This is a genomic window from Myxococcales bacterium, assembly GCA_022563535.1.
Lineage (GTDB): Bacteria > Myxococcota_A > UBA9160 > UBA9160 > UBA4427 > DUBZ01.
In genome coordinates, this window is sequence record JADFNE010000035.1 from 21,058 (window position 1) to 46,247 (window position 25,190).

Here is a 25,190-nt window from a genome sequence, read left to right on the forward strand (position 1 = left end):
CGACGGGCCATCGGCATCAAGAATCGGACTTCTCCTCGGTGAACTCCGCGTCGATGACATCGTCGTCCGGGGGCGGAACGGCGGCATCCGATGCATCTCCAGTTTCAGCTGTACCCTCGGCCTGGGCCTTGTAGAGCTTCTCCGCAACCTTGTGCAGCTCAGCTTCGACCCGCTGATAGGCGGCATCGATCTTGTCGCTGTCGCCCGACTCGAGATCGGTCTTGGCTTCGGCGAGCACAGACTCGAGACTCGACTTTTCTTCCGGGTCGAGGGCGTCTTTGCTCTCGCCCAGCGTCTTCTCCGCTTGATAGATCATGGAGTCGAGGTTGTTCTTCTTCTCGATAGTCTCACGGCGAGCCTTGTCCTCGGTTGCGTTGGCCTCGGCTTCGGCCATCATGCGATCGATCTCTTCGGTTGAAAGCCCGCCGGTGTTTTCGATGCGAATCGACTGCTCCCGATTGGTCGCCTTGTCTGCGGCCGAAACCGACAAAATGCCGTTGGCGTCAATGTCGAAGATAACTTCGATCTGGGGAACTCCGCGAGCCGCCGGGGGAAGACCGTCGAGAATGAACTTCCCGACTTCGCGGTTGTCCGCTGCCAGATCGCGCTCACCCTGCATTACACGAATCTCCACCTGGGGTTGATTGTCGCTCGCGGTCGAAAACGTCTGCTGGGCCCGGGTCGGAATCGTGGTGTTGCGCTCGATCAGCCTGGTCATCACGCTGCCGAGGGTTTCGATTCCCAGGGACAGTGGGGTCACGTCGAGCAGGAGCACATCTTTGACTTCCCCGGCCAGAACACCGCCCTGAATTGCAGCACCGATCGCCACCACTTCGTCCGGATTGACCGACTGATTTGGCTCCTTGCCAAACAGCTCGGTCACCTTCTTTTGTACCAGCGGAATTCGCGTCGAGCCTCCAACCAGGACGACCTCGTCGATTTCGCTCGCACTCACTCCCGCGTCAGTCAGCGCCTTTCTGCAGGGTTCGAGGGCCCGCTCGAGGAGATCTTCGACCAGTTGCTCAAACTTCGAGCGGGAGAGTTTCAGCACCAGGTGCTTGGGACCCGACTGGTCTGCCGTGATGTAGGGAAGATTGATATCTGTGGACTGCGCGCTCGACAGCTCGATCTTTGCCTTTTCCGCCGCTTCGCGAAGTCGCTGCACGGCCATCGGATCGTTCATCAGATCGATGCCGTTGTCCTTCTTGAACTCCGCCGCGAGATATTCGATCAGGCGATGATCGAGATTGTCGCCACCGAGATGGGTGTCGCCGTTGGTCGCCAGAACCTCGACCACGTTCTCGCCGACCTCGAGAATCGAGACGTCAAAGGTGCCTCCTCCGAAATCGAAGACGGCAATCTTCTCATCCTCTTTCTTGTCCAGGCCGTAGGCCAGCGCTGCCGCGGTCGGTTCGTTGATGATGCGCTTTACGTCGAGGCCGGCGATCCGGCCTGCATCGGTCGTCGCTTGTCGCTGAGCGTCGTTGAAGTACGCCGGAACGGTAATCACCGCTTCTGTTACTTCGGCACCAAGATAGGCTTCGGCTGCGGCCTTGAGCTTGGACAAGATCATGGCCGAGAGTTCGGGTGGCGCGTAATTCGTGCCGTCGACCTCCACCGCAACAGCGTCGTCTTTGCCTTTGACCACCTTGTAGGGAACCAGGCGAGTCTCTTCCGGGACTTCGTCGAGGCGACGCCCCATGAAGCGCTTGATCGAGTAGATCGTCTTCTCGGGGTTCGTCACCGCCTGACGCTTGGCAACGGTACCCACCAGTCGCTCTCCATCGTCCGCAAATCCGATCACCGAGGGTGTCGTCCGCCCCCCTTCTTCGTTGGGGATGACCGTGGGCTGTCCACCTTCCATCACCGAAACCACAGAGTTGGTGGTCCCGAGATCAATTCCGATTACTTTGCCTGATGCCGCCATTCTATCCCCCTTGGACTTTGGATCTGTACCCAAGTTTCCTAATGTTTACAGCCGGTTCCGTGCTCTTCTGCTTGCCGAAATCCGTCTAAATCCGATCACCGGCCGAAATCTGGCGCCGAGACCGGGCATGTCAACGCCCGGACGGAGATTTTCCCCACTCCCCCGCTCGAAGCTTCCGTCCCCAGCGGAGTCACGCACCGGAACGCGGTCACCGGTCACGGGGTCCACAAGCTAGTGAGGCAACTTGCCGATACGCAGGCCGGGAAGAAAGAGATTCACTAAGCCCCTGAAATTCCGACGTTTTGAATTGAGCGGCCCCCATCGGGGGCTATAATCGGCCGGCTTTGTCCGGGTACCTGAAACCAGAGGCAAAATCGATTGGAATGTCATGGGCTCCCATGCTGTAGTTGCGGATTTGGGTGCAGAAATGGTGCAGAAATGGGTTCAGTTTCAGGCGCGAGTATGATTCCGAATCTTGCTGGGGCTGCGGTCGCAACCCGGGGGACCGTTTCAGTGAACTCGAAACGCGATTGTTGACGGAATCGGGAAGGGAACCACCTCCGATATGGGCCAGTTGGGCGTTCGGATAATCAATATCATGCTCTTCACTGCGAGCTGTTTCTTTGCGGCGGGTGTGTTCAATCATGTTGCCGACAGCCAATTGGCTCCGGACTACGTCGCAGCCTTTCAGCCCACCGTCCGGCCCGAGACACCACAACCCAGCTGGAACGAGCGAAAAGAGATTCTCGACCGGAATTTATTCGGAGCCAAGGTCGGGGCGGGCGATGGCGCCCCGGAACCGGTGGCACCGAAAGAAGATGCCAAGGCGACCAAGCTTCCCATCAAGTTGCTCGGAACCATGGCCGGAGTGCCCGCTTCTCTTTCTACGGCAGTCATCGACAACACCCGAAGAAAGAAGCACCAGGTGGTTCGCGTTGGCGACACCCTCAAAGACTTCGATTACGTCACGGTGATAGCGATCGAACCGGGACGAATCGTGGTAAAGAACCGAGACATCATCGAAGAACTTCTTCTCTCCAAGACCGATTCAAAGCCGAGCGCGAAAACCTCTGCAGCCAAGCGCCCGGAGCGGCTGAGCGCACACGATCGGATGAGAGAGCGCAGAAATCGCAACAAGGAAAAACGGGCAGCGAAAATCAAGGAGCTCGAGGGTCGATCCACCAATGCGGAAGAGCTCGAAGAACAGCTGAAGAAGATCCCCGCCGCGATGACACAGAGTCTGATCCGGGATCTAGAGCCCTCGTTCGGCGAAAACGGCGAGATTGATGGCGTACTCGTCGGAGACCTTGCAGACGACGCAATCCTGGCGCGAGCTGGCCTGGAGAAAAACGACATCATTCTGAGCCTCAATGGAATCAAGATCGACAGCGCGGGGGCAGCGGCTCGCGTGCTGCGTGAATTGGCAAAATGCAAGCCGATGACGGGCTCGGTCCTGGGCGCATCCGGAACGCGCGAGCTCAATATCACGGAATCACTACTCGCTGAATTGAACTGCATAAATTGACCTGCGGAGACTTTGGGTGGAGCGAAGGAACCATCGGAAAATGAGAACCGGCCAATATTCGAGCAGGAGACTGGCCGCAGTGGTCGTCCTATGCGCCCTTGCGTGGGCGCCGGGCGTCCATCGCGACGCACGGGCTCAGGTCGATAACGGCGGCGAACGACTCCTGTTCGATGATGAGACAGGCAAGGTTCGCATCGATTTTGACAACGTCTCCATCACCGTGATCATCGATGCAATCTCGCGACTCACCGGAAAGAATTTCATCTATGACGATCGTGTCCGAGGCAAGGTCACAATCATTTCCCCGAGTGCGGTCACGCTTGCAGAGGCCTGGGCGGTCTTCGAATCCGTTCTCAAGATCAAGGGTTTTACCGCGATCCCAGGACCCGCTGGCGTATTCAAAATCGTTCCGGTGCGCGACGCCAAAGAATCAAATATCGAGACCATCATAGATGGCGGCGAGAGCGCCAACCGCGATCAGTACGTAACGCGAATGATCCCGCTCTACTTCATCGACGCCACTGCGATCACGAACACGCTCAAACCGCTGATCTCAAAAGACGCCGCCGTGGTCGTTTTCGGGCCGACCAACACCATCATACTGACCGACACGAAAGCGAACATTCGCCGCATCCTCGGAATTCTCGAAGCACTCGACGTCGAAACCCACAAGCAGGAACTCGCGGTCATCCGAGTACTCTATGCCGATGCCGACACCCTTGGACGCCAGATCACGGACATCTACGGAGGGCAGACAACCGGGGGCAGTTCAACCGCGTCGTCTGCGCGCTCGGAACGATCGAGTCGGCGCAAGAGCAGCAGCAAAACGTCGGGCACCGTAGGATTGCAAACCGCGCAGCGCGGCGAAATCCGCATCATCACCGAAAGCCGCACCAACTCCCTGCTGGTGCTGGCGTCGCGCAGTCAGATTGGCGAGATCCGGGACCTGATTCACAAACTCGACGTCCCGGTGGTGGGCGGAGGCAAGATCCACGTCTACTACTTGAAGCACGCCGACGCCCAGGAGATGGCCAAGACCCTGAACGACCTGGTGTCCGGGAGCGGCGGCGGGAGAAGCGGCGGCGGACGAACCGGGAAGGCCGGCGCCGCACCCCAGGCGTTGCGTTCGGTTGTCACTCCCCTGGCAGAAGGGCAAATCCGACTCAGCGCCGATCCGGCCACCAATTCGTTGGTCATCCAGGCGAGCAAGGAAGCCTACGAGACACTCATCCAGGTGATCGAGAAACTCGACATCCCTCGGCCCCAGGTTCTGGTGGAAGCCTTGATCATGGAGGTCGACATCACCGACGATTTCGAACTCGGATTCAATTTCGGTTACCGAATTCTCAACAGCGACATTGATGTGGAGTTTTCGGGCCAGGACGCGATTTCAACGCTTGCCAACCCGCTGGCATTGCTCCTCAAGTCGACGATCACGACCAACGAGGATGGCACTGAGAGCAAAGGCAAATCGTTCAGAGCGAGCATGCAGGCCGCAGCCAAAGCCAATCGCATAAAGATTCTGTCATCCCCTCATATCCTGACCTCCGATAACGAGGAGGCCGAAATCATCATTGGTGACAACATCCCCATCATCACGAGCCGCGTCTCTTCTGCAGCGGGCTCCAACATCAGCGGCCTGTCGAGTTCGGTGAACATCGAACGTCGCGACATCGGCGTGACCTTGCGCGTCACGCCACAAATCAGCGATGGCAACACACTCCGTCTGCAGATTTTCCAAGAAATCACCGAAGTGAATGACGCGCTCTCAGCAACGGTCGCGGGTAATACTGAAGACGGCACTACCGATGTAGGCGTCGCCCTGAGCAATCGACGTGTTCAAAACACCGTCGTGATCGCGGATGGAGACACCGTCGTCATCGGCGGGTTGATCGGCGAGGTCTCCGGATCGCAGGTCAACAAGGTTCCGTTTCTCGGCGACATTCCCGTGTTGGGATGGTTGTTCAAATCCACCACCGAAAAGGTCCGGCGGACCAATCTGATCATCATGTTGACGGTGCATATCATTCGCAACCCCGCCGACCTGGAATCCGAGTCCATCTACCGGCGAGGCGACTTTACTCACGCAATCAATGTCACCGAAGAGATCGAGCGCATGGCGCAAGATGTCATCGAGGGCAGTGACCACATCGTTCCGCGCAGTCAGGTTGAAGAGCACCTGCTCGACCACACGCTGCGCTACCCGTTCGAGCGGCTCGAAGAGATCGAGCAGGAGCAACGCCAAGCCCGGGCCGCTGAACTGCAGCGGCGCGCCGACGAACTGCGAGGTCCGCGGTACATGATTCACGCCGTGGTGAGCCAGCATGATCGTGCAGCCCCGAAGTTGACGGAGATCCTCGACCTGGGGTACGAAGCGAAGCTTGTCTCTAGTTCGGGCGTTGACGGAGTCGTACTCGAACTCCAGGTAGGCCCGTTCGGAACGCTGCATGAAGCCGAATCGGCCCTGACGATCCTTCACCGAAGCATGCACCTCGATCCCTACATGGTCGTCGCCGAACCGGAGCGCATCGAGTCCTACGACAGCCTCGCTCCGGACAGCGAGGGAGCGCCATGAGCGAGACTCTTGAACTCGGCGAGATCCTGTTGCGAACCACGCGTCTCGAACCGCAAGAACTCGAGCGGGCGCGACTGCGACAAGTCGACAGTCACCAGCGGCTTTCGGACATTCTCGTCGAAGAAGGGATGCTGAACGCAGACGAAGTCCTTGCGGCCCTGGCCCGCCAACTCGACCTGCCCCTTCGCGCGGAACTCTCGCTCGAAGACATCGACGACGAGTACGCGCTGCGAATCCCGATCGGCTATGCGAAGCAGCATCGCTTATTGCCGATCGGTGGAAACCGCGACCTCGGAATCGTCAACGTCGTCGCCTCGGACCCACTGGCGATGTCGCCACTGGACGATCTGCGCATTCTCTTTGACGGCGCAGAGATTCAACTCGAACTGGCCAGCGATCGCCTCATCCTCGCCGCCATCAACAGCGTGTTCGACCGCGGCGTAACCGCCACCGATCAACTGGCAGAAGAAGCCACCGACGATCTCGACGAACTCGCGATGGAGATCAGCGGAGAGCCCCGGGATCTGCTCGACGCCACCGACGACGCTCCGATCATCCGTCTGGTCAACTCGATGTTGCACCACGCGGTCAAAGAGCGAGCAAGCGATATCCACATCGAACCGTTCGAGAGAGAAATCCGCGTGCGCTTCCGCATCGACGACGTCCTCTACGAACCGATGAAACCCCTTCCGCGCTCGCTACAAGCCAGCATCGCGTCACGCATCAAGATCATGGGTTCCCTCGATATCGCCGAGAAGCGACTGCCCCAGGACGGCCGCATCCGTCTGAAGATTGCAGGCCGCGACTACGATGTTCGGCTTTCGACGATCCCAGTTCAGTACGGGGAGCGACTGGTGCTGCGACTTCTCCCGGACAGTCAGGAACTCGTCGACCTCGAAAAAGTGGGTTTCTCGAAATCTCAACTCGAAGTCCTCGCGCGGATCATGAAACGGCCGAACGGCATTTTCCTCGTGACGGGCCCGACCGGAAGTGGCAAGACCACGACCCTGCACGCGGCAATCGCGAGCATCAATACCACCGGCATCAACATCATCACGATCGAAGACCCGGTCGAAATCCAACAGCCGGGCGTCGGCCAGATCGAGGTCAATCCAAAAATCAATCTGACCTTCGCAAGGGGACTTCGTTCGATCTTGCGTCAGGATCCCAACGTGGTTCTCGTCGGCGAGATCCGCGACAAAGAAACCGCAGACATCGCGATCCAGGCTTCCCTTACCGGCCATCTGGTTCTTTCGACCTTGCACACCAACGACGCCCCCAGCGCGATTACTCGTCTCGTCGACATGGGGATCGAACCCTTTTTGGTTGGATCGTCGCTCGTCGCAGTTCTGGCCCAGCGTCTGGTCCGCGTCCTCTGTCCACACTGTCGCGAGTCCTACACCGCACCCGACAACGAACTTCGCGAACTCGGTGTGCGGCCGGGGCAAGGAGCCATCACGCTGTATCGAGCTGTGGGATGCGCGGCCTGCAACCAGACCGGATACCACGGCCGGGTTGGAATCTTCGAGATCATGCTGGTGGACGACGAAATTCGCGGAATGGTCTCTACAAACGTGGATTCAAAGACCATCAAGAAGGCAGCGGTGGCCAAGGGAATGGGGACGCTGCGGCAGGATGGTGCGCGCAAGGCCTTGCGGGGAATCTCGTCGGTCGCGGAGGTGATGCGCGCCACCGAGGAAGAGGAAACGATCGTACAGATTTAGCCGCCGATCCTCCTGAATCGCCGGTTCGGTCTCGAACCGGACGCGTCGTGAGTATGTAGTCGGTCGCAACTGTCTTAGACGCAGGAACTGGAGCGCTTGGCCCCGTGCCAATTTACAACTACAAGGGAATGACTGGAGCGGGCAAGGCGACCAAGGGTTCGCTCAACGCCGAGAGCCTGCCGGACGCCCGGGCGCGAATGCGAGCCCAGGGGATTTTTCTCACCGAGATTTCGCAGTCCAGCGAATCGGAGGACCTCGCCCCCCGCGCGAATAGCGAACGCTTTAGAATCGATCTGAGTTTCCTGAACCGAATCCCCGCCCTCGAGCGAGCGCTCTCCACCCGCCAGCTCGCCACGCTGGTGTCCGCCGGCATCCCATTGGTCGAAGCACTGTCTGCTCTGGTTGCCCAGTGCGAGCACTCTGGCATGCGCGCTTTGCTCGGCAAGGTTCGCGATCGCGTCAACGAAGGTGCGTCCCTCTGCGACGCCCTGCAGTCGACTGGACAGTTCGACACGCTCTACGTCAGCATGGTGCGGGCAGGTGAAGCCGGCGGAGCGCTGGCAATCGTGCTCGAACGCATCGCCGATTACCTCGAGAACCAGGTGAAGCTGACCAACAAGGTCTCTTCGATTCTGGCCTACCCGGCCTTCATGCTGGTATTTGCCGGTCTTGTCGTAACCGCTCTCGTGACGGTGGTCCTGCCGCAAATTACGGGCTTGCTGCTCTCCCTGGACCAAGACCTGCCGATCTACACGGTATGGATCATCGGAATTTCCAATTTCGCGCGTTCGTGGTGGTGGGCGGTTCTGATCGCGATTGCGATCGGCGTCATTTTGCTTCGTTCCGCGATCGCAACCGATCGTGGCCGCGCCATCTTCGACCAATTCAATCTGCGTTTGCCCGTGATCGGGCGCATCGTCCGCACCGTATCGATCGCGCGGTTCAGCCGCACCCTCTCGACCTTGCTGTCCAGCGGAGTCGGAATCGTGCAGGCCCTCGAAATCTCTCAGCACGTGGCTCAGAACGTCGTAATCCGCGACGCCATTCGCAGCGCCCGCACGAGTGTGCTCGAGGGTGCGAGCCTGGCCGCGCCGCTCAAGGCGAGCGGCCAGTTTCCGCCCATGGTCATCACCATGATCGAAGTTGGCGAACGAGGCAGCGAGGTCGGCGCCATGCTGAACCGTGTTGCCGAGAATTACGACGAGCAAGTTGAAAACTCAATCACGAAGCTCACATCACTGCTCGAGCCTCTCATGCTCTTGTTGATGGTGGGAGTCGTCCTCGTCATCATCCTCGCTACCCTGATGCCGCTGCTCGAAATCACGAATTCCATGAACTGATCGATGAACTGGATGTATTGACGGATCGATGATCCGACCAGCGCGGCAGCAACACCCTGGAAAAGGAACAAACCATGCCAAACACAACCAACGCCTCCTTGCATCTCGGCTTCCCGGCGTCGAATACTCGGAGCGCCCCACCCTGGCGCCTCGGCTTTACGCTGATCGAGATCATGGCCGTAGTCATCATCATGGGCATGTTGATGGGGCTCGTAGGAGTCGGCGTATTGAACCAGCTCGAAAAGGCGAAACGGACGACCGCCAAAGCCAAAATCACCCAGCTCGAAAGCGCCCTCGAGTTTTATTACATGGACAATTCGAAGTACCCGCCGACCCTCGACGGTCTCATCAGTAAACCTCCGGGAGCCAGGGACTATCCCCGAGGCGGCTACCTCAAGAAGAAGGATGCATTGCTCGACCCCTGGAACGTCCAGTACGTCTACGTGAATCCGGGCAGCAAAAATCAGTACAGCTTCGACATCTCCTCGGCCGGCCCCGACCGCGTGTCTGGAAACGAGGACGACATCGTCAACTGGGAAGCTGAAATCTCCGGCGAGCCTTGATCGCGATGCAGCGGCACCGCTCCATGAATTCATTGCACAGCCATGTACCCGGCTCTGCACCCCGGCAAATCGGCCGTCCGATTCATTCGGATTACGGTTTTACTCTGATCGAGATGCTGGCCGTGATACTGATCATCGGCTTCATGTCTGCCATGATCTTGCCGGGTCTGCGGCTATCGGGGGGCTCCAGCCGCCATGACGAAGCATTGAATGTTGCCTCTCATCTCGAACTCGCACGTCAGCGTGCGATCATGACCGGCAAAACGCACCGGTTGTTGATCGACATCGACAACGGTTCCTACCGCGTCGAATGGTGGGTTCGCGTGACCGGTAGCGACGACTCCGACAGTCTTGCCGTGCGGCAGCGTGCCTTGTGGGAGGGAAACATCGAAAACGTACTGCGGCCCCCGGACACCGGGTTCGACTACGAGCCCATTCCAAACAGATTCGGAAATGCCAGCAGCCTCTCGAATCCATTTTACTTCGACGGGATCGACACCTCCGAGGGTTGGCTCAACGAGGGGCTGGTCGGAATCGTATTTGACTCCGATGGAAGCACCGACGAGGCCCAGATCGTGATTTCCGATCCCGACGGTTTCGCGGCCACCCTCGACATCCTCCCCATTCTCGACGCGGTTCGAATTCGCCACGAGGACGGCCGTGAATGATTCGCACACACGCCTAGCTACGCACCATCAGCAGATCGGCTTTACGTTGATGGAAGTGCTGGGGGCCATCGCAATTCTGGGCATTTCGTACACGATGCTGGCCACCAGCTCGATTGATGGCCTGCGCTTGATCGGCGAGAGCACGCGACGCTCCGACGCTTCTCTGCTCGCCGATAGCCTGCTGGCGGACATTGAGCTCATGGCCGAGATCGGCCAACCCATCTACGTTGGCTTTGATGAACTGGAGGAGGAGCCGTTCACTATCGTCGTGGAGATTCTCGACCTTGCTGAAGAATTTGCGGGCAGCAGCAGTGACGTTGAATCCAAAGATCTGCTGGAATTCCTCGCCGCAGAGGCGAATGGCCCATTTTCAGAGTTTCGCGATTCGAACTGGCTGCTTGGCTATCTGCGAGAAGTCCACATCAGCGTCCAATGGCAGGAGGGTGCGAAGGAGATCACCGTTTCCCGCACGGCCTATATCTACGACCAACGGGCTTGGATGGAAACTCAGCTGAATCAAGGCGAACAGAAAAATGCCAATTCCGGCGATCCGAGTGAGAGCCCGGGGGATGGCCCGTGAAAGAATCGAATCCCTGTCGCGCAAAAAGAAACCGCCCCGGCTTCACGTTGATCGAGGTCATGGCCGCAGTGCTGCTGTCCGCAATCGTGATCACGATCGCCGTTGGTTTTCAAATCAACCTGGGCTCCGCGATGGAGTCCGCGCGCGAGCGACTGCGCACCCAACGCCAGGCGGTCGCCCTGCTGGACCGCATTTCGCGTGACCTCGCCTCCACTTATTTCATCGCCCCCAGTGCGAAGGTCAAGCCCGGGGTCAATCCTTGGATCTTTTTGACCGGTCGAGATTTCGTCTCCGAAGGCAAGTCCGACAAAATCAAATTCATCACCCGCAATTACAAGCCCCAGCGCTTGGATGGACACGCTTCGGATCTTGCGGTTGTGGCCTACTACCTGGCTGAAGAGACAGACCGGCCGGGATACAAGCTCATGCGCTGGCGCGAAACCCACATGCCCATGCAGTACGACCCGAGCTTTCCCGCCGAAGACAATCCGCATGCCGACGTCATCGGAGAGAACATCGCGTCCTTCACCGTCAGTATGATCGATCGCAACGGCTTGGAGGTCCCCGCTTGGGATTCCTCGCGAAACCAACGCAACAATGTGCTGCCGATGGCCGTCTGGATCGAAATTTCAATGCTCACCTCCAGGGAGACCGACCCCGAATTCGATCCCGACGACTTCGAACCGGATGGCAACTACGAAGATGACGAAGCCTTTGAAGATGACGACCTCGAGACCGATGATGAGCGCGGCTCGAATCGGAAAACGTATTCGAAGCTCGTCATCATTCCGTTGCGACCCCTCGACTGGTCCTTTCTCGAAGCCGAGACGAAAACCGCAAACACCGAAGAAACACCGGATGACGCCGCTGACGAGGGCAAGATCGAGGGCAAAAAGAACGGCAAGAAGAAGCGCAAGATCGAGGACAAAAATCCAGCGTTCGACCCGCTATCGCCCTCCGAAAGTTTCCACCTGAACTACAACCCAGCACCCATTCAGGTTTTCGGCGGCGTACGACGTGACGTCTTCGGATCCGATCGACGAGCGGCATCATGAGTACGCAGCATCGCCAGGCCAAGCAGCAACGAGGAGTGGTGTTGCCTCTCGTGCTGATTCTGTCCCTGGTCCTGGCGGCCTCGGTCGCGACGTTTGTGAAGCGCGCGGTAATCGACACCAAGATCGTCCGCAATCGCGACAAAGTTGCGGTGGCCGAGGCACTCGCGAGATCGGGTGTTCAGATTGCGCGAGCCGTACTGCACGAACAACTTCAGCGCAAAATCGACGCGGGGAGCCGACGCGTCGAGGGCGCCGAGGTCATGGGGAACACCGAGTACGATCTAACCGCCCGCCTGGGCCAGTATGAATTGCTCACCCCGGAAGGTGCAATTCTGCGGATCAGCATCTTCGACAATCGGGCGCGTCTCAATCTCAATTCTCTGGTTCGCTACGCCTCGGCCGAGAAGGCCCACGGCGTCGACGAACTCGACAAGGCAATGCTACTCGACGAACTCCCTTCCGAGCTCCGTTCAATGATTTTCGAAGGGCTCGATGATGCGGACACGGACGTCGGTGACAACAAGCAATCGAACCCCAGCGAGGGGAATGCGCTGGGGAAACCCTCGGTGCTCGGAGACCAGGAGGGTAAGCCCATCCCCGACGCCGAAGAATTTCTGGTGGATTTTCTCGATCGTGTGATCGAGGAAATGGATGGCACTGCGGCCGATAAGGAATATGACAAGCGGGAACTCGCGCGCAATCTGATCGACTACATGGATCACGACCACGATCGCATTGGCGGGGGTGACGAAGACGTCTACTACCAGCAGCAGTACCCGCCCTATTTGCCGGCCAATCGGCCGTTGCTCAGCGTTCTAGAACTCGGCTTGGTCGAGGGTTTCGATTACAAGCTGGTGAAAAGGTTGGAACAGTACTTGACGGTCTACCCGCTATTCGCCGCCGAGGGGGTCAACGTCAATACCGCACCAGGCCACGTTCTCGGAAGTATCTGGCATGGGGGCGGGGGAAGCCGTCGTCTGTTGAGCAAGGACGACGTGGTCGGCATCCTGGCAGCGCGAGATGAAGGTTCGTATTTCTGTGATGATGCGGAGGTCGATCCCGACCGATGTATCACATTGGCAGACGTCGGCATCGTTGGTGACATCTTTCCGCCTACCAGCTTGCCAGCCAGATCCTGGGTGTACACTGTTCTCAGCCAGGTGACTTATGACGACATCGAGCGCAACGTCGAAGCGGTGATCAACATGACCCAGACCGGGAAAGACATGCCGTTTCTACTATACTGGCGAATGCAATGAGGTTACGAGAACACCGATGCCATTGATGAAGAGCATCCTGGGCCTGGACGTCGGCTCTCATTCGATCAAGGCCGTTGAACTGCATCAGTCCATGCGCGGACTGCAGGGCGGCCAGATGCGCCTGCATCCCCGAGCCGACTACACAAACACGGACGAACTATCCCAAGACCTGCAGCACTTCGTGCAATTCCATCATCTCGAAACCGAGCATGTGGTCTCGGCAATCTCCGGAGAGCAAATCTCGCTCCGCAGACTCGAGTTTCCATTTCGCGAAAAAAAGAAACTCGCCGCGGCAGTGCCCTTTGCCGTCGAGGGCGAAATCCCCTTCGAATTGGACGACGTGGTCATCGACTGGACGCCAATCGGCGGCGACGCGGGAAAGAGCGATGTCCTCGCTGCGCTGACCCATCGCGACAACGTTTCGAGTCACCTCTCCCTGTTTCAGGCGGCTGGAATCGAACCGCGGATCCTCGAAGCCGAGGGCCTGGTGCTCGGCAATCTGGCGGGCTTGTTCGACCTCTCGGGCAATCGCCTGTTGCTGGACCTGGGACACACCAAAACCACCATGTGCCTGATGGTCGACGACCGTGCGATCAATGCCTGCACCATTCCACTCGGAGGCCTCGCATTTACGCGGGCGCTGGCCGAAGCCCGGGGTTGCTCGCTCGAAGAAGCGGAACAGATCAAGTGCGCCGAAGGCGTCGGCCTCCCTCCAGTACCCGAGGCGGCAGCCGTGCTCTCGCGGATCTGCCGCGAGATTGTTCGCTTCCTCGAATCCAATCGCGGCCACACCGTGTCCGAGGCGGAACCTGCGGGGATCACGGAAATCACGATGATGGGCGGCACCTCCAAACTGATTGGAATCGCCGATCTGATTTACGATCAGATCGGCATCGGTGCCTACCCACTCAGCGAGCCCGAAGACGACGAACAGGCCGAGATGATTGCGAACGGCGATCCAGTGCTGTTTGCCCCGTCTATCGCCCTGGCGTTGCGCGCGAGTTCCCTCGCTTTGACCCAGTTGAACTTCCGTCAAGATGAGTTCGCCTACCGCACCAACTTCCTCCAGATTCTTTCCCAGGACCTGCGACCCACCGCAATTCTTGCGGCCATCGCGGCAGCCCTGGCGACGATCTCCTTCGGCACTTCGCTCGCACTCGAGTCCAGCCGAGCCCACTCGCTCGAACTCCGCGCCCAACAACTCTATGCCGAAGTCATGCCCGGTGGCCCGGTCAAGAACCCCGTGCCGGCCCTGAGCCAGGCACTGCGAGAGGCTCAGGATCGCTCGGACTTCTTGGGCATTTACAGCACCGATCTTTCTGCCGTAGATCTGCTCGCCGAACTTTCGAGGCGCATCCCTGCCGACGTCAAGGTGCAGTTCGAGGACATCAACATCAATCGTCGGGTCGTCAAGATAAAGGTGCTGGGGGAATCGTACGAGACCGCCGACCGGCTCAAGAGCCTGCTCGCCAAGTCAGCCCCATTTGCCAGCGCTGAGGTTGACAAGGTCAAGTCCACGCGAGGCGGGAGCAGCAAGCGTTTCAACCTCACCCTCAAATTGGTTTCGGACGGTGAGTCGTCATGAACAAATTCCTCGCTTGGCTCAGTGATGCCTGGACCGGCCTTTCGGCCAGGGAACGAATCCTCTGTGGGATTGCCGGGGGTTGTCTCGTCTCTGCGATTCTGGTCGTTGGCATTGTCCAGCCGCTCGTCGCGCTGTCTAGCAGTATCGAGAACCGAGTCGAAGCCGCTGAGCAGCAGTTGTTGGTCATGAATCGGCTACGACATCAGTACGACGCCGTAAACGCCAGCCTGACAAAAGTGGAAGAGCGAATCCTCGCCAACCACGAAAAGCGGAATCTATTGACCTTGCTGGAGTCCCTCGCATCCTCGTCATCCATCCGGGTCGACTCCATGGAAGAACGCAAGGCCCAGGACGACGCAAAATTCAGAGAAACTCGGGTAGAGGTCAAACTCAAGCGCGTTAGCCTGCGGGACACCGTCAAGTACCTTCACGCGATCGAGTCCTCAGACCGGTTGCTCACCGTGAAGAGTCTGCGCATCAAGAACCGCACAGACAAGAGCGACCTGCTCGACGTCAGCTTCCACGTTTCGACCTTCGACACCCTCTAGCCCGCATTATTCAGGAAGTGACCGCGAGCAACATGGCCAAAACCGAATCGATTCTCATCGCTCCGCTGCCCAAGTCCTTGGCCAAGTTTGGCATCCCGATCGCAGCATTTCTGCTCACGACCTTTTTCATTCTCTTGGACTTCCCCTATCACCACTTGACGAACCGAATCACCGCTGGCGCCGGCCAGGCGCTGGGAGTGGAGATCGAGGCGGCGAACTCTGGCCTGACCTTCGGGCTCGACGGCATTGGTTTTCGCTTCGAAGATGTCCGCGTCGAAACGCCAATCGGCGACGTCTACGATTTAGATTTCGCACGCTTCGGCGCCGGCTGGTCGACCAGCTGGTTTTTTGCCACTCCCACAGTTTTCTTCGAGGTCGATTCTTCATTCGGCCACGCCCGAGGAACCATTCGCATGGACGCAGATGCGAGTGGGTCGGGTTCGATCGCCGGAGCCAGGATCGGCGAGCTGAGTTTTTTGGATGAGCTGCTGCCAGTCGAGATCACCGGCACGCTCGACGCCGAGGGCAACATCGAGACAACCGACGACGTGGCCCAGGGCGGGCTCAGCTTCGACTTGAAGGACGGCTCGATCAGCCACCCCGGCATGCCCATCGAGGTTCCGTTCGAAACCATCCACGGCCTGTTCGTCTTTGGCGGCGAGCAATTTCTCAGCGTCGAAGCGTTCGATCTGCTCGGGCCAGTGCTCAATTTCAGCGCCAGCGGAACGGTCGGACACGGCGAGGCGATCGGCGACCGCGCCCTCGATCTCGACATCGAATTCAAGGACGTGGCCCCCCAGATGCGGAGCATGATCGAGCTGCTGGGTGTCTCGGTCAAACGCGATGGCAGGGCAAAACTCCATATCGGCGGCAGCATCAGTCAACCCGAAATGTGATCGTCCCCCGACAATCCTGGCCCTCCCCCTTTCGACAGACCAGCCTGGTGCTGGCTCGGTCCGGAGCTCTTTCCGCAACCTGCTAGAGTTCGGCTCGATGCCTGCATCCGCGGACGAACTGCAAAAAGTCTTCAAAACCCTCTCCGACCCCACGCGCATTCGTATTTTGCGCCTACTCGAAAATGAACAGTTGGTCGTGCAGGAATTGATGGAGGTCCTCGGGATGGCGCAGTCCCGGGTTTCCCGGCATCTCGCGATCCTGCGCGAAGCCGGCCTGGTCAGCGACCGCCGCGATCGCACCTTTGTCTCGTATCGCATGAGTCCACCCACCGATCCCTGGTGGCGGGATGCATGGAAACTCGTGCGCGAGAATCTCAAGGGCGATTCGACAGCCGAACGAGACGATGCAGCCATGGCGCGGGTCGTCGCCGCCAGAGGCGAGACATCCCGGGGATTCTTCGACATCGTCGGCCCGGAGTGGGACGCCCTGCGCAAAGTATTCAACGACGATCTCGTGCGCGCCCACGCGATCAACCGACTGATCGATCCAAATCAGAAGGTGGCGGACATCGGAACGGGCACCGGCATTCTGGCCATCGAGTTGGCTCGGCAAGGCATTCAGGTCATCGGCATCGACGGCTCCAATCGGATGCTCGACGCCGCACGCAAAAATCTCGCCGCCGACGACAGGGTGGCGGAGGGCCTCGTGGAATTTCGCACGGGTGACGCTCACGCGCTGCCCCTTGAAGACGGCGAAGTCGACGCGGCCTTTGCCCACATGGTGTTGCAGTATCTCGCTCGACCGGAAGAGGCCCTGATCGAGATGTGCCGAATCGTGCGTCCGGGCGGCTCGATCGTGGTAGTCGATTTCGTTCAGCACGAACTCGAGTGGATGCGTGACGAACTCGGGGTCCAGGCCCTGGGCTTCGAGGTCAAAAAGATTCGCCGCTGGATCGACGAGGCCGAAATGGTCGACATTCGCATTCACGTCGAAGCTCCGGCGGCCAAGGGCCGCGACCTTCCCTCTACGTTCATCGCAACGGCGCGGCGAAGCGCCGAATGAGCCCCGGCTCCGGGGCGAAGTCCGACCGGATCCAAGGTGTGCTGTTCGACGCCACTGGAACCCTGTTCGAGACCCGGGAAAGGATCGGCGCGGTCTACGCGCGACGCGCGGCCCCTCACGGCGTCGACCTGTCAACCCAGCGTCTCGACGATGCCTTTGCGCGGATTCTCGCCGCCGCTCCCCCGCGCGTCTTCCCCGATTGCGAAGCTTGCGAGATTGAAGATCTGGAACAAGAGTGGTGGCGCGCGGTGGTGCAAAGCAGTTTTCTCGCGGCTGACGACAAAGTCGAGTTCGACGACTTCGCGACGTTCTTCTCGGAACTCTACGCCTACTACGTGACCGCGGACGCCTGGGCACTGCGCCCGGGAGCCCGCCATGTTCTGTCCGAACTCAAGCGCCGGGGGTTCCGCACCGGAGTCGTTTCAAACTTCGACCAACGCCTCCGAGTTATTCTGCAAGCACTTGAAATTGATGAGTTTCTCGACATCGTGATGATCCCGGCCATGTGCCGCGCACAGAAGCCCGACGCGCGCATTTTCGAGGCCGCACTAAAGGCCCTGGAACTCCCCGCCGCAGCGGTCGTCTACGTCGGCGACGACGCCGAAAAAGATCGCGCTGCCGGCGCGCGCGTCGGCATGCAGTGCCTGGATCCCGATGCATTCGAAGCCTTTGCCGAGTTCATCGACCACGTCGAACAAATGAAAGCCGGACCCGGGCGCGCGATTGGCGATGAACCGGACTCGGCCCCAGGAGAATCGCGCTAGCCTCGCGCGCGGACACGCGGACAGCGAAAGGATGCTCCATGCCCGACGACCTGAACGACTCCTCGACCAATGCCAGCGAAGCGCAGAACACATCACCCGATACCGCGTTGGCCTTCTTCCAGGATCGGTTCGAACTCGACGAGCAGCTGCTCGCAGGCATTCTCGACGCCACTCTCGAACGCGAGGTCGACTACGCCGACATCTACTTCGAATACACTTCCCAGGACTCCGTTGTGCTCGAGGAGGGCATCGTCAAAAGTGGCAGCCGACACCTCGAGCAAGGCGTTGGCATCCGGGCACTGTGTGGTGAGCGACAGGGCTATGCGCACTCGGATGAGATCAATCCAGAAAGTATGAGACTGGCCGCCAATACCGCGAGATCCATTTCTCAGAGTAGCGGCCAACACGATGCGGTAGCGGTTGGAACGAGCGGCGCGGCTGGCCGCAATCTCTATCCCATGACGGAGTCTCCCACCGACGTCGCAATAGAAGAAAAGATCGACCTGATCTCGCAGATGGATATCTACGCGCGGAGTCTCGATCCGCGCATCAAACAAGTCAGCGCAAGCGTCATTACCCAACAACGCAGCATCTTGATCGCCACCAGTGACGGACGTTTGGTCGGGGACGTGCAACCGCTGGTGCGACTCAACATTCAGTTGATCGTCGAAGACGCGGAGAAAGGTCTCCACGAAGTTGGTTACCAGGGGATGGGCGGTCGCTATCCATTCGAACAACTCACCGACACAGCGTCGTGGAAACATCTGGTAGACGAAGCGGCGCGGGTCGCGCTGCTCAACCTCTCGGCCGTCGATTGTCCCGCCGGCACCATGGACGTGGTGCTCGGCCCGGGCTGGCCCGGCATCTTGCTTCACGAGGCCATCGGACACGGACTCGAGGGCGACTTCAACCGCAAGGGCACATCGGCGTTCTCCGAAATGATGGGGAAGCGGGTCGCGAACGAGGGCGTCACGGTGGTCGACGACGGCACCCTTCCCAACCGACGCGGCTCGATCAACGTCGATGACGAGGGAACACCCTCGAAGCGCAATGTCCTGATCGAGGACGGGATCCTGGTGGGGTACCTGACCGATCGCTTGAACGCGCGACTGTTGGGCAGCGAACCCAGCGGCAACGGTCGTCGTGAGAGCTACGCCGATCTCCCGATGCCGCGCATGACCAACACCTTCATGTTGGCCGGCCAGGAAGACCCTCGAGATGTATTGAAGTCCGTGCAAAACGGCCTCTACGCCGTTTCCTTCGGCGGCGGACAGGTCGACATCACCAGCGGAAAATTCGTCTTCAGCGTGAGCGAGGCCTACAAGATCGAGAACGGACAAGTGGGCGCCCCGGTAAAGGGCGCCACCTTGATCGGGAACGGCCCGGACGTCCTGACCCGAGTGAGCCGCATCGGAAGCGATCTCGAACTGGATCGCGGTGTCGGAACTTGCGGCAAAGACGGCCAAAGCGTTCCGGTAGGCGTGGGTCTGCCCACAATTCGCCTCGACGCAATTACCGTGGGGGGAACCGGGGCATGAGTAGCGCAAGCGAAATTGCGGTCCGGAGTGGATCGGCGCTGGTGGAGCAAGCACTGGGCGTGGTCACGAGTGCTGGCGCAGATGCTGCTGACATTGTTCTGGTTCGCGGCCGCTCGCTCGAGGCCCGGGTTCGCGGCGACGTCGTCGACTTCGTCAAGCAAGCCCAGGAGCAGGTCCTCAGTATACGCGTATTGATGACGAGAGATGGCGGTGTCAGTTCGGCCGTCACTTCGACCAGCGATCTTGCGCCCGAAGCAATCAAACAAATGGCGCAAGATGCCGTGGCCCTGGCACGCGCGACGGAGCCTGACCCGTCGGCCGGCTTGCCCGAAGACGGGTTCGCTACCGACTGGCCCGACTTGGCGCTGCTGGATCCAGACGACAAGAGTACCAGCGCCGATGCGCGCATTGATGACGCGCGCAGTGCCGAAGAGGCGGCGATGTCCTTCGATCCGCGCATTACCAATTCCGAGGGCAGCCAGGTCGGATCCGACTTTTCGACCGTGGCGTACGGAAACACGGCCGGCTTCCTCGGCGAATACGAACGCGCCTCGCATTCGCTTTTCAGTGAACCGATTGCCGGCAGCGGAGAGAACATGCGACGCGACCATTGGATGACGGCGTCCCGTACGCTGGCGGACCTCCAGTCGCCGGCTTCGGTAGGTCGGGTTGCGGCTGAACGAGCGCTGCGGCGTCTCAATGCCCGCCGCATCCCCACAACCGAGGTCCCGGTCATCTTCGAGAGCATGCAGGCAGCGGGACTGGTGCGACAACTCGCCTCATTGGTCAGCGGCTACGCGGTCTACCGCGAGTCTTCGTTCCTCGCCAAGAAACTCGGCAAAATCATCGCCGCGCCGTCGGTCACGATCATCGACGACGGCCGCCTGCAAGGTGGCCTCGGCAGCAAGCCCTTTGATGGCGAAGGCCTGCCGACGCGCCGCAACACGATCATCAAGGATGGCAAGCTCGAAACGTTTCTGCTCGACAGCTACTCGGGCCGCAAGCTCGGCTTTCCCTCGACCGGCAATGCATCCCGTGGTGCGGGGGGACCTCCCGGAGTCAGCACGACAAACCTCTGGCTCGAACCCGGAACCGAAACCCTCGAGGAGATCATTGCGCGCACCGATCGCGGGCTACTCGTCACCGAACTGATGGGCATGGGCTTCAATCCCGTCACCGGGGACTACTCGCAGGGGGCCGCTGGCCTATGGATCGAGAACGGGGAGATTGCGTATCCTGTTGAAGAAATCACCATCGCGGGTCACTTCGGCAAAATGCTCAAGGAGATCGACGCCATCGGCAAAGATCTACTCTGGTTGGGGTCCGTCGCCGCACCCCCACTGCGAATCGCATCAATGACTGTGGCGGGCGAATAGATCTGGCCATCGAGTTTCGAGAAAAACGCTACGAACCCATCCGAGTAGCAACCTGAGATGAATGCAGAAGTCTGACTTTTATCGGGATGCGCGTCACGATCTGCCGGGCCCACTGGCTGGCGTTCGGGTGCTCGAGGCAACCACCACCTGGGCGGGACCGATGTGCGGCTGCGTGCTCGCAGATTTCGGCGCCGAGGTCACCAAAGTCGAGCTTCCCCAGGGCGAAATTTCGCGACGCTTGCCGCCCTTCCTGCCCGGGACCGACCCCCCGCAGTCGTTCATGCACGCCACGGTCAATCGCAACAAGCGAAGCCTGAGTCTCGATCTGAGCTTTTCACGCGGACGCGAGATCTTCTTGCAGCTGGCGTGCACGTCGGACATCGTGATCGAAAACTTCAAGCCCGGGACCATGTCGCGCTGGGGTGTAGGCTTCGAAGAAGTACGAAAGCAAAAGCCAGACATTGTCTATGTCTCGATCAGCGGCTACGGACAATTTGGGCCCGACGCCGAGCGGGTCGGATACGATCCGATGGCCCAGGCGGAAAGCGGTTTTCTTTCCTTGAACGGGGATCCGGAGGGCGAACCGGTCAAAGCGCCGACCTTCCTGGCCGACGACCTGGCCGGTCTTCACGCCGCCCTTGCCGCTCTCGCCGCCCTGCGTCACCGCGAAGCCACGGGCGAGGGCCAGCACATCGACGTGGCGTTGCTCGACAGCCTGCTGTTTCAATCGACCGGTTACTTGACCCTCGGCGCGATGGGGGTAGAACTGCCGCGGCTCGGCAACGAATTTCGCATCGCCGCCCCAGCCCGCGCCTTTCGCTGCCGTGACGGATCGGTGATGGCGGGGGTCTTGCTCGACAGCCATTGGAAGACCCTGGCCGCACTCATCGAGCGGCCTGAGTTGGCGGATCATCCGGACTTTGCAACCGCCCCCGAACGTATTGCCCGGCGCAAACAAGTCGACCAGATCTTGGGAGACTGGATCTGTCAATACACCGTCGCCGAGGTACTCCGCCGCTTCAACGCTGTCGGCATTCCGGCCGCAGCCGTCCGCACCTACGCCGAGGCAGCGGGTAATGCTCATGTGATGGCTCGGGACATGCTGCAACGGCTGCCCGCCGGAGCCGGGGATGCGGAGGCTGTGCCGATCACGGGCCCGGCGGCCAAGTTTTCGCGTACCCCAACCCGCGTGCGTACCCCCGCACCGGAGTTGGGTGCGGACAACGACGAGATTCTCGAGGAGTTGGGAATTGACGCCGAGCAACGTCGAGAACTGCACGCCGCCGGAGTGATCTAGCAGGGTTGGCCAACTCGGATCAACGGACGCCGCGCTGTGGTGCTACACTTCGCCTAATCGATCCCCCCAAAGATTTGAAGTCACTACCGCCATGGGCGCGCCCCAGCGTCCGGATGCGGCCGCAAGGGATCCAGATTCCGGGCCATGGTCTTCCCCAGCTCTCAAGTCGAATTCCGAGCGACGCGCTTGCCCTGGCTGAGTGCTGGCCTGGTGCTCGTCAGCTTCTGGGTACTGCTGGCGATCCCGGCACCCCTGTCCTTCGAAGAGCGCGACCCCAAGGCCGCGCTCCAGGCCGCCTTCCGCTATTGGCAGGCCCACGGTTATCTCAATGCAGACCATCAGACCATCGAAACGGCGCGCGTGCACTTCGACCCAGGCTCAGCGAGTGTCGCGATTGCGGTGATCCAGGAACTCGGGCGGCGCGGGATGCCCGACGACGAGACCCAACGAGGTTTGGAACAGGCGACCCTCGACGGACTCGCGCTTGCCGCGCGCCCCGTGCCAGACTCGGCCAACCCACTTGCGCCGAATCATGCGTTGCGGGTCTACGGCTTTACTCCGGCTAGCCCGACCGCCCTGACCGCCGCGACCCACCTCTTTCTCTATGCGGGGTGGATCCATTTCTTGGCCATTGCGCCGCTTTGGTTCTTTCTCGGAGCGAGTGCCGAGGACCGCTTCGGGAAACTGGGGTTTGCGCTGTTTACGCTGTTTGCCTGCATCGTCTCCACGGCGACTCATCTGCTGCTCGAACCCAACTCGCCGATGTCCCTGATCGGAGCAGCGGGTCCGACCGCCGCACTGCTGGCGATTTTTTCTCTGCGGCACCGGATGCAGCCGGTGCGCGTGGTCGCACTGGCTCCTCGCAATGGCGACGGTGACGGTTACGGTCTGCGGTTGGTTCCTTTCGCACTTTCGGCGATCGCGCTCCCCATTTATTGGCTTGTGATCAATCTAGCTCTCACGCTCTGGCTCGACGCGATCGGCGTGCGCAACGATCTTTCGATCTCGGCTGTGGCCGGTGGGCTCGGCTTCGGACTGTTGGCGGGGATGGCGTTGCGCAGGTTTGATTTCGAACCCGCCTATCTCGGCCCCGAACTCTACAGCGAGATTCGTTCGGGCCGTGAGCGATCCGGCGTCGACAAAGCCCTCGTCGCGCGAGACATTGGCGACGTCGACCGCGCTTACGGGCTGGTATGCGCCGAGGCCAAACGCACCCCCGGCGATCCCGAGGTAACCCGCTTGCTGTGGAACCTCGCCCTCTCCAGCGGAAAGACCGAAGCCGCCGCCCCCGTCGTGGTACTCCAGATTCAACGTCTGATTCACCGGGGCGACTTCCTGGATGCCGTCGATTTTTGGTGCGAACTGGTCAAAGAGATGCCGAACCAGCGGCTGTCTCCTGACGATCTGGTGCTCATTGTTCCGATCTTGCTCGCGAGCCAGCGAATAGAGTTCGCTGTAACTGCGCTGCGACACTGTGTCGATGCACCGACGGGCGAGCTGAGCATCGAACTCGCGCTGAAGCTCCTCGATCTGGCCGAGACATTGGATCCCTTCACCGCCCTGCTTGCGGCGCGGCGCGTGCTCGAGCTTCCCGACCTGCACGAAACCAAACGAACCCGCATTGTCGCCTTGGTTCGCGAACTCGATCCAGCGGAAGCCACCCTGCCAGAGCTTCCCACGCCAGAACTTGAACTCGATACAGAAATTGCATGCGAACCCGAGATCATGCTCGAGCCCGAAATTCTCTTTCCTGATGAAGTGACGGATAACGTTCCTGGTGTTGAGCACGGTGTTGAACAACGGGAGCTCGTGGCTCAGCCGGATCTGTCATCGCTGCCGCGATTCGACGGCATTCAACCCGTCGCCGCCGTCCCCACCCGACTGACCAACGAGGTTTTGTATTTTCGACTAGACGATGGCCGCAAAGCAAAGGTCCGTTATCCGGAGATTCAAGCCCTGGCCGTCGCCGCCGTGCGCGATGTATCGAGCAAACCCGTCGTCGTCATCGACCTGTTGTTGAACTGGACCGAACTGAGCGACGCTCCACTGCGCAGCATCCGCCTGCGCAGCGACCAATTCGACCCGGCGCACCCAGCGCTCCGCGCCAAAGTCGGTATCGCCGGGCTCGTTGAGCGCCAGGTGCCCCGAGGTGCCGATCCCCTGGCACACCACGTCGATAGGTCCCTCCCGCACCAGTGCTTCAAAGCGCCGCGCTTCCGCCTCGGGATCGGCGGCCTTGTAGTCGACGAGGTGGTAGGCTTTGCAGGGCACCTGCGCATAGAGATCGCGTTCGGTCTGATAACCGCAGGTGAATTCCCTGGGCAGGCGCCTGTCCCAGAAATCGTCGATGTTGAAGCAGGTGACGCGCCCCCAGTCGATGCCCTCCTGCCGCCAGGGCGCGGCAAAACGATCCCTGGCTCTCTCCGGCGGCAAAGACGACACGCAATTCATCCTGTGCCGCCAGCATTGCCCCCATCCTGGCCGCCACCTCGGCTGCAGCTTTCACGCCCAGATCTTCGTAGTCCTCGCAGAGGACCACTTCCGTCTTTCCGTATTTCATGGGTGACATCCTCACGTTTCTGTCGAAAACTCGGCGGGCTTACCTCCGAGCGCTATTTATTGAATCCGGCAGCCACGCTCTCGTTCCCTCGACCATCTCCTGCAACATGTCCCGGGCCGCGTCCGCCCGTCCCACCAGCGGATCGCTGGTCAGGGCCGCCACCGCCTTGTTGTAGTCGCCTTCCACTCCCGCCTCTACCAGCAGCTCCTGGCGGGCCACGTGCGGTGCCACGATGGCCTCGATCTGCCTGGGCATGGGACTGGCCAGCGGCCGGTAGCCGGTCGCGTCCAGCAAGCCGCGCGTCTCGACCACGGCCCCCGGGGACAGCTGTGGAATCTGTCCGATAT

22 protein-coding genes are annotated in these 25,190 nt (G+C 60.1%); 17 read left to right on the plus strand and 5 right to left on the minus strand.

Annotated features, from left to right (window positions below; all coding sequences use genetic code 11):
• Positions 1-16 precede the first annotated feature (16 nt).
• On the minus strand, positions 17-1,927 hold the full coding sequence (dnaK, locus tag IH881_12150; protein ID MCH7868441.1) for a molecular chaperone DnaK: 1,911 nt from the start codon (positions 1,925-1,927) through the stop codon (positions 17-19).
• Between the two features lie 598 nt (positions 1,928-2,525).
• Between dnaK and IH881_12155 the strand changes: the two genes are divergently transcribed.
• The 17 genes from IH881_12155 to IH881_12235 all read left to right on the plus strand — a co-directional run bounded on the left by IH881_12155 (position 2,526) and on the right by IH881_12235 (position 22,283).
• Complete coding sequence (locus IH881_12155; GenBank protein ID MCH7868442.1) at positions 2,526-3,452, plus strand: hypothetical protein; 927 nt, start codon at positions 2,526-2,528, stop codon at positions 3,450-3,452.
• 79 nt (positions 3,453-3,531) lie between these two features.
• Entirely contained in the window at positions 3,532-6,027 is a 2,496-nt protein-coding gene (gspD, locus tag IH881_12160; protein MCH7868443.1) for a type II secretion system secretin GspD, read from the plus strand.
• Entirely contained in the window at positions 6,024-7,751 is a 1,728-nt protein-coding gene (gene gspE, locus IH881_12165; GenBank protein ID MCH7868444.1) for a type II secretion system ATPase GspE, read from the plus strand. The genes gspD and gspE overlap by 4 nt, the downstream gene beginning before the upstream one ends.
• Positions 7,752-7,855: 104 nt before the next feature.
• A complete protein-coding gene (gene gspF / locus IH881_12170) occupies positions 7,856-9,091 on the plus strand; it encodes a type II secretion system inner membrane protein GspF (GenBank protein ID MCH7868445.1) in 1,236 nt (411 codons plus the stop codon).
• Positions 9,092-9,165: 74 nt separating this feature from the next.
• Positions 9,166-9,654: a type II secretion system major pseudopilin GspG gene (gene gspG, locus IH881_12175; GenBank protein ID MCH7868446.1), complete on the plus strand. Its 489-nt coding sequence runs from the start codon at positions 9,166-9,168 to the stop codon at positions 9,652-9,654.
• A 122-nt stretch (positions 9,655-9,776) separates the two neighbouring features.
• Complete coding sequence (locus IH881_12180; GenBank protein ID MCH7868447.1) at positions 9,777-10,322, plus strand: hypothetical protein; 546 nt, start codon at positions 9,777-9,779, stop codon at positions 10,320-10,322.
• Complete coding sequence (locus tag IH881_12185) at positions 10,315-10,902, plus strand: prepilin-type N-terminal cleavage/methylation domain-containing protein (protein ID MCH7868448.1); 588 nt, start codon at positions 10,315-10,317, stop codon at positions 10,900-10,902. Before IH881_12180 ends, IH881_12185 begins: the two co-directional genes overlap by 8 nt.
• Positions 10,899-11,957, plus strand: a complete 1,059-nt coding sequence (locus tag IH881_12190) for a prepilin-type N-terminal cleavage/methylation domain-containing protein (protein MCH7868449.1) — start codon at positions 10,899-10,901, stop codon at positions 11,955-11,957. The genes IH881_12185 and IH881_12190 overlap by 4 nt, the downstream gene beginning before the upstream one ends.
• The gene (locus IH881_12195; protein MCH7868450.1) at positions 11,954-13,216 is read left to right on the plus strand and encodes a general secretion pathway protein GspK; all 1,263 of its coding nucleotides are present in this window, start codon (positions 11,954-11,956) and stop codon (positions 13,214-13,216) included. The genes IH881_12190 and IH881_12195 overlap by 4 nt, the downstream gene beginning before the upstream one ends.
• 16 nt (positions 13,217-13,232) lie before the next feature.
• The gene (gene pilM / locus IH881_12200; protein ID MCH7868451.1) at positions 13,233-14,801 is read left to right on the plus strand and encodes a pilus assembly protein PilM; all 1,569 of its coding nucleotides are present in this window, start codon (positions 13,233-13,235) and stop codon (positions 14,799-14,801) included.
• Entirely contained in the window at positions 14,798-15,349 is a 552-nt protein-coding gene (gene pilO / locus IH881_12205) for a type 4a pilus biogenesis protein PilO (GenBank protein MCH7868452.1), read from the plus strand. Before pilM ends, pilO begins: the two co-directional genes overlap by 4 nt.
• Before the next feature lie 32 nt (positions 15,350-15,381).
• Positions 15,382-16,245, plus strand: coding sequence for a type II secretion system protein GspN (gene gspN, locus IH881_12210; GenBank protein MCH7868453.1), 864 nt, complete (start codon positions 15,382-15,384; stop codon positions 16,243-16,245).
• A gap of 97 nt (positions 16,246-16,342) precedes the next feature.
• On the plus strand, positions 16,343-17,308 hold the full coding sequence (locus IH881_12215) for a metalloregulator ArsR/SmtB family transcription factor (GenBank protein ID MCH7868454.1): 966 nt from the start codon (positions 16,343-16,345) through the stop codon (positions 17,306-17,308).
• A complete protein-coding gene (locus IH881_12220; GenBank protein ID MCH7868455.1) occupies positions 17,305-18,072 on the plus strand; it encodes an HAD-IA family hydrolase in 768 nt (255 codons plus the stop codon). Before IH881_12215 ends, IH881_12220 begins: the two co-directional genes overlap by 4 nt.
• A gap of 38 nt (positions 18,073-18,110) precedes the next feature.
• The gene (tldD, locus tag IH881_12225; GenBank protein MCH7868456.1) at positions 18,111-19,610 is read left to right on the plus strand and encodes a metalloprotease TldD; all 1,500 of its coding nucleotides are present in this window, start codon (positions 18,111-18,113) and stop codon (positions 19,608-19,610) included.
• Positions 19,607-20,986, plus strand: coding sequence for a TldD/PmbA family protein (locus IH881_12230; GenBank protein MCH7868457.1), 1,380 nt, complete (start codon positions 19,607-19,609; stop codon positions 20,984-20,986). The genes tldD and IH881_12230 overlap by 4 nt, the downstream gene beginning before the upstream one ends.
• Before the next feature lie 61 nt (positions 20,987-21,047).
• Complete coding sequence (locus IH881_12235; protein MCH7868458.1) at positions 21,048-22,283, plus strand: CoA transferase; 1,236 nt, start codon at positions 21,048-21,050, stop codon at positions 22,281-22,283.
• A gap of 378 nt (positions 22,284-22,661) precedes the next feature.
• On the opposite strand, the gene IH881_12240 is transcribed toward IH881_12235, so the two are convergent.
• From IH881_12240 to IH881_12255, 4 genes are all read right to left on the minus strand, one after another.
• Complete coding sequence (locus tag IH881_12240) at positions 22,662-23,021, minus strand: hypothetical protein (protein MCH7868459.1); 360 nt, start codon at positions 23,019-23,021, stop codon at positions 22,662-22,664.
• 213 nt (positions 23,022-23,234) lie between these two features.
• A complete protein-coding gene (locus IH881_12245; protein ID MCH7868460.1) occupies positions 23,235-24,083 on the minus strand; it encodes a hypothetical protein in 849 nt (282 codons plus the stop codon).
• A 108-nt stretch (positions 24,084-24,191) separates the two neighbouring features.
• Positions 24,192-24,725, minus strand: coding sequence for a hypothetical protein (locus IH881_12250; protein ID MCH7868461.1), 534 nt, complete (start codon positions 24,723-24,725; stop codon positions 24,192-24,194).
• Between the two features lie 157 nt (positions 24,726-24,882).
• Positions 24,883-25,188, minus strand: coding sequence for a hypothetical protein (locus tag IH881_12255; protein ID MCH7868462.1), 306 nt, complete (start codon positions 25,186-25,188; stop codon positions 24,883-24,885).
• Positions 25,189-25,190 lie beyond the last annotated feature (2 nt).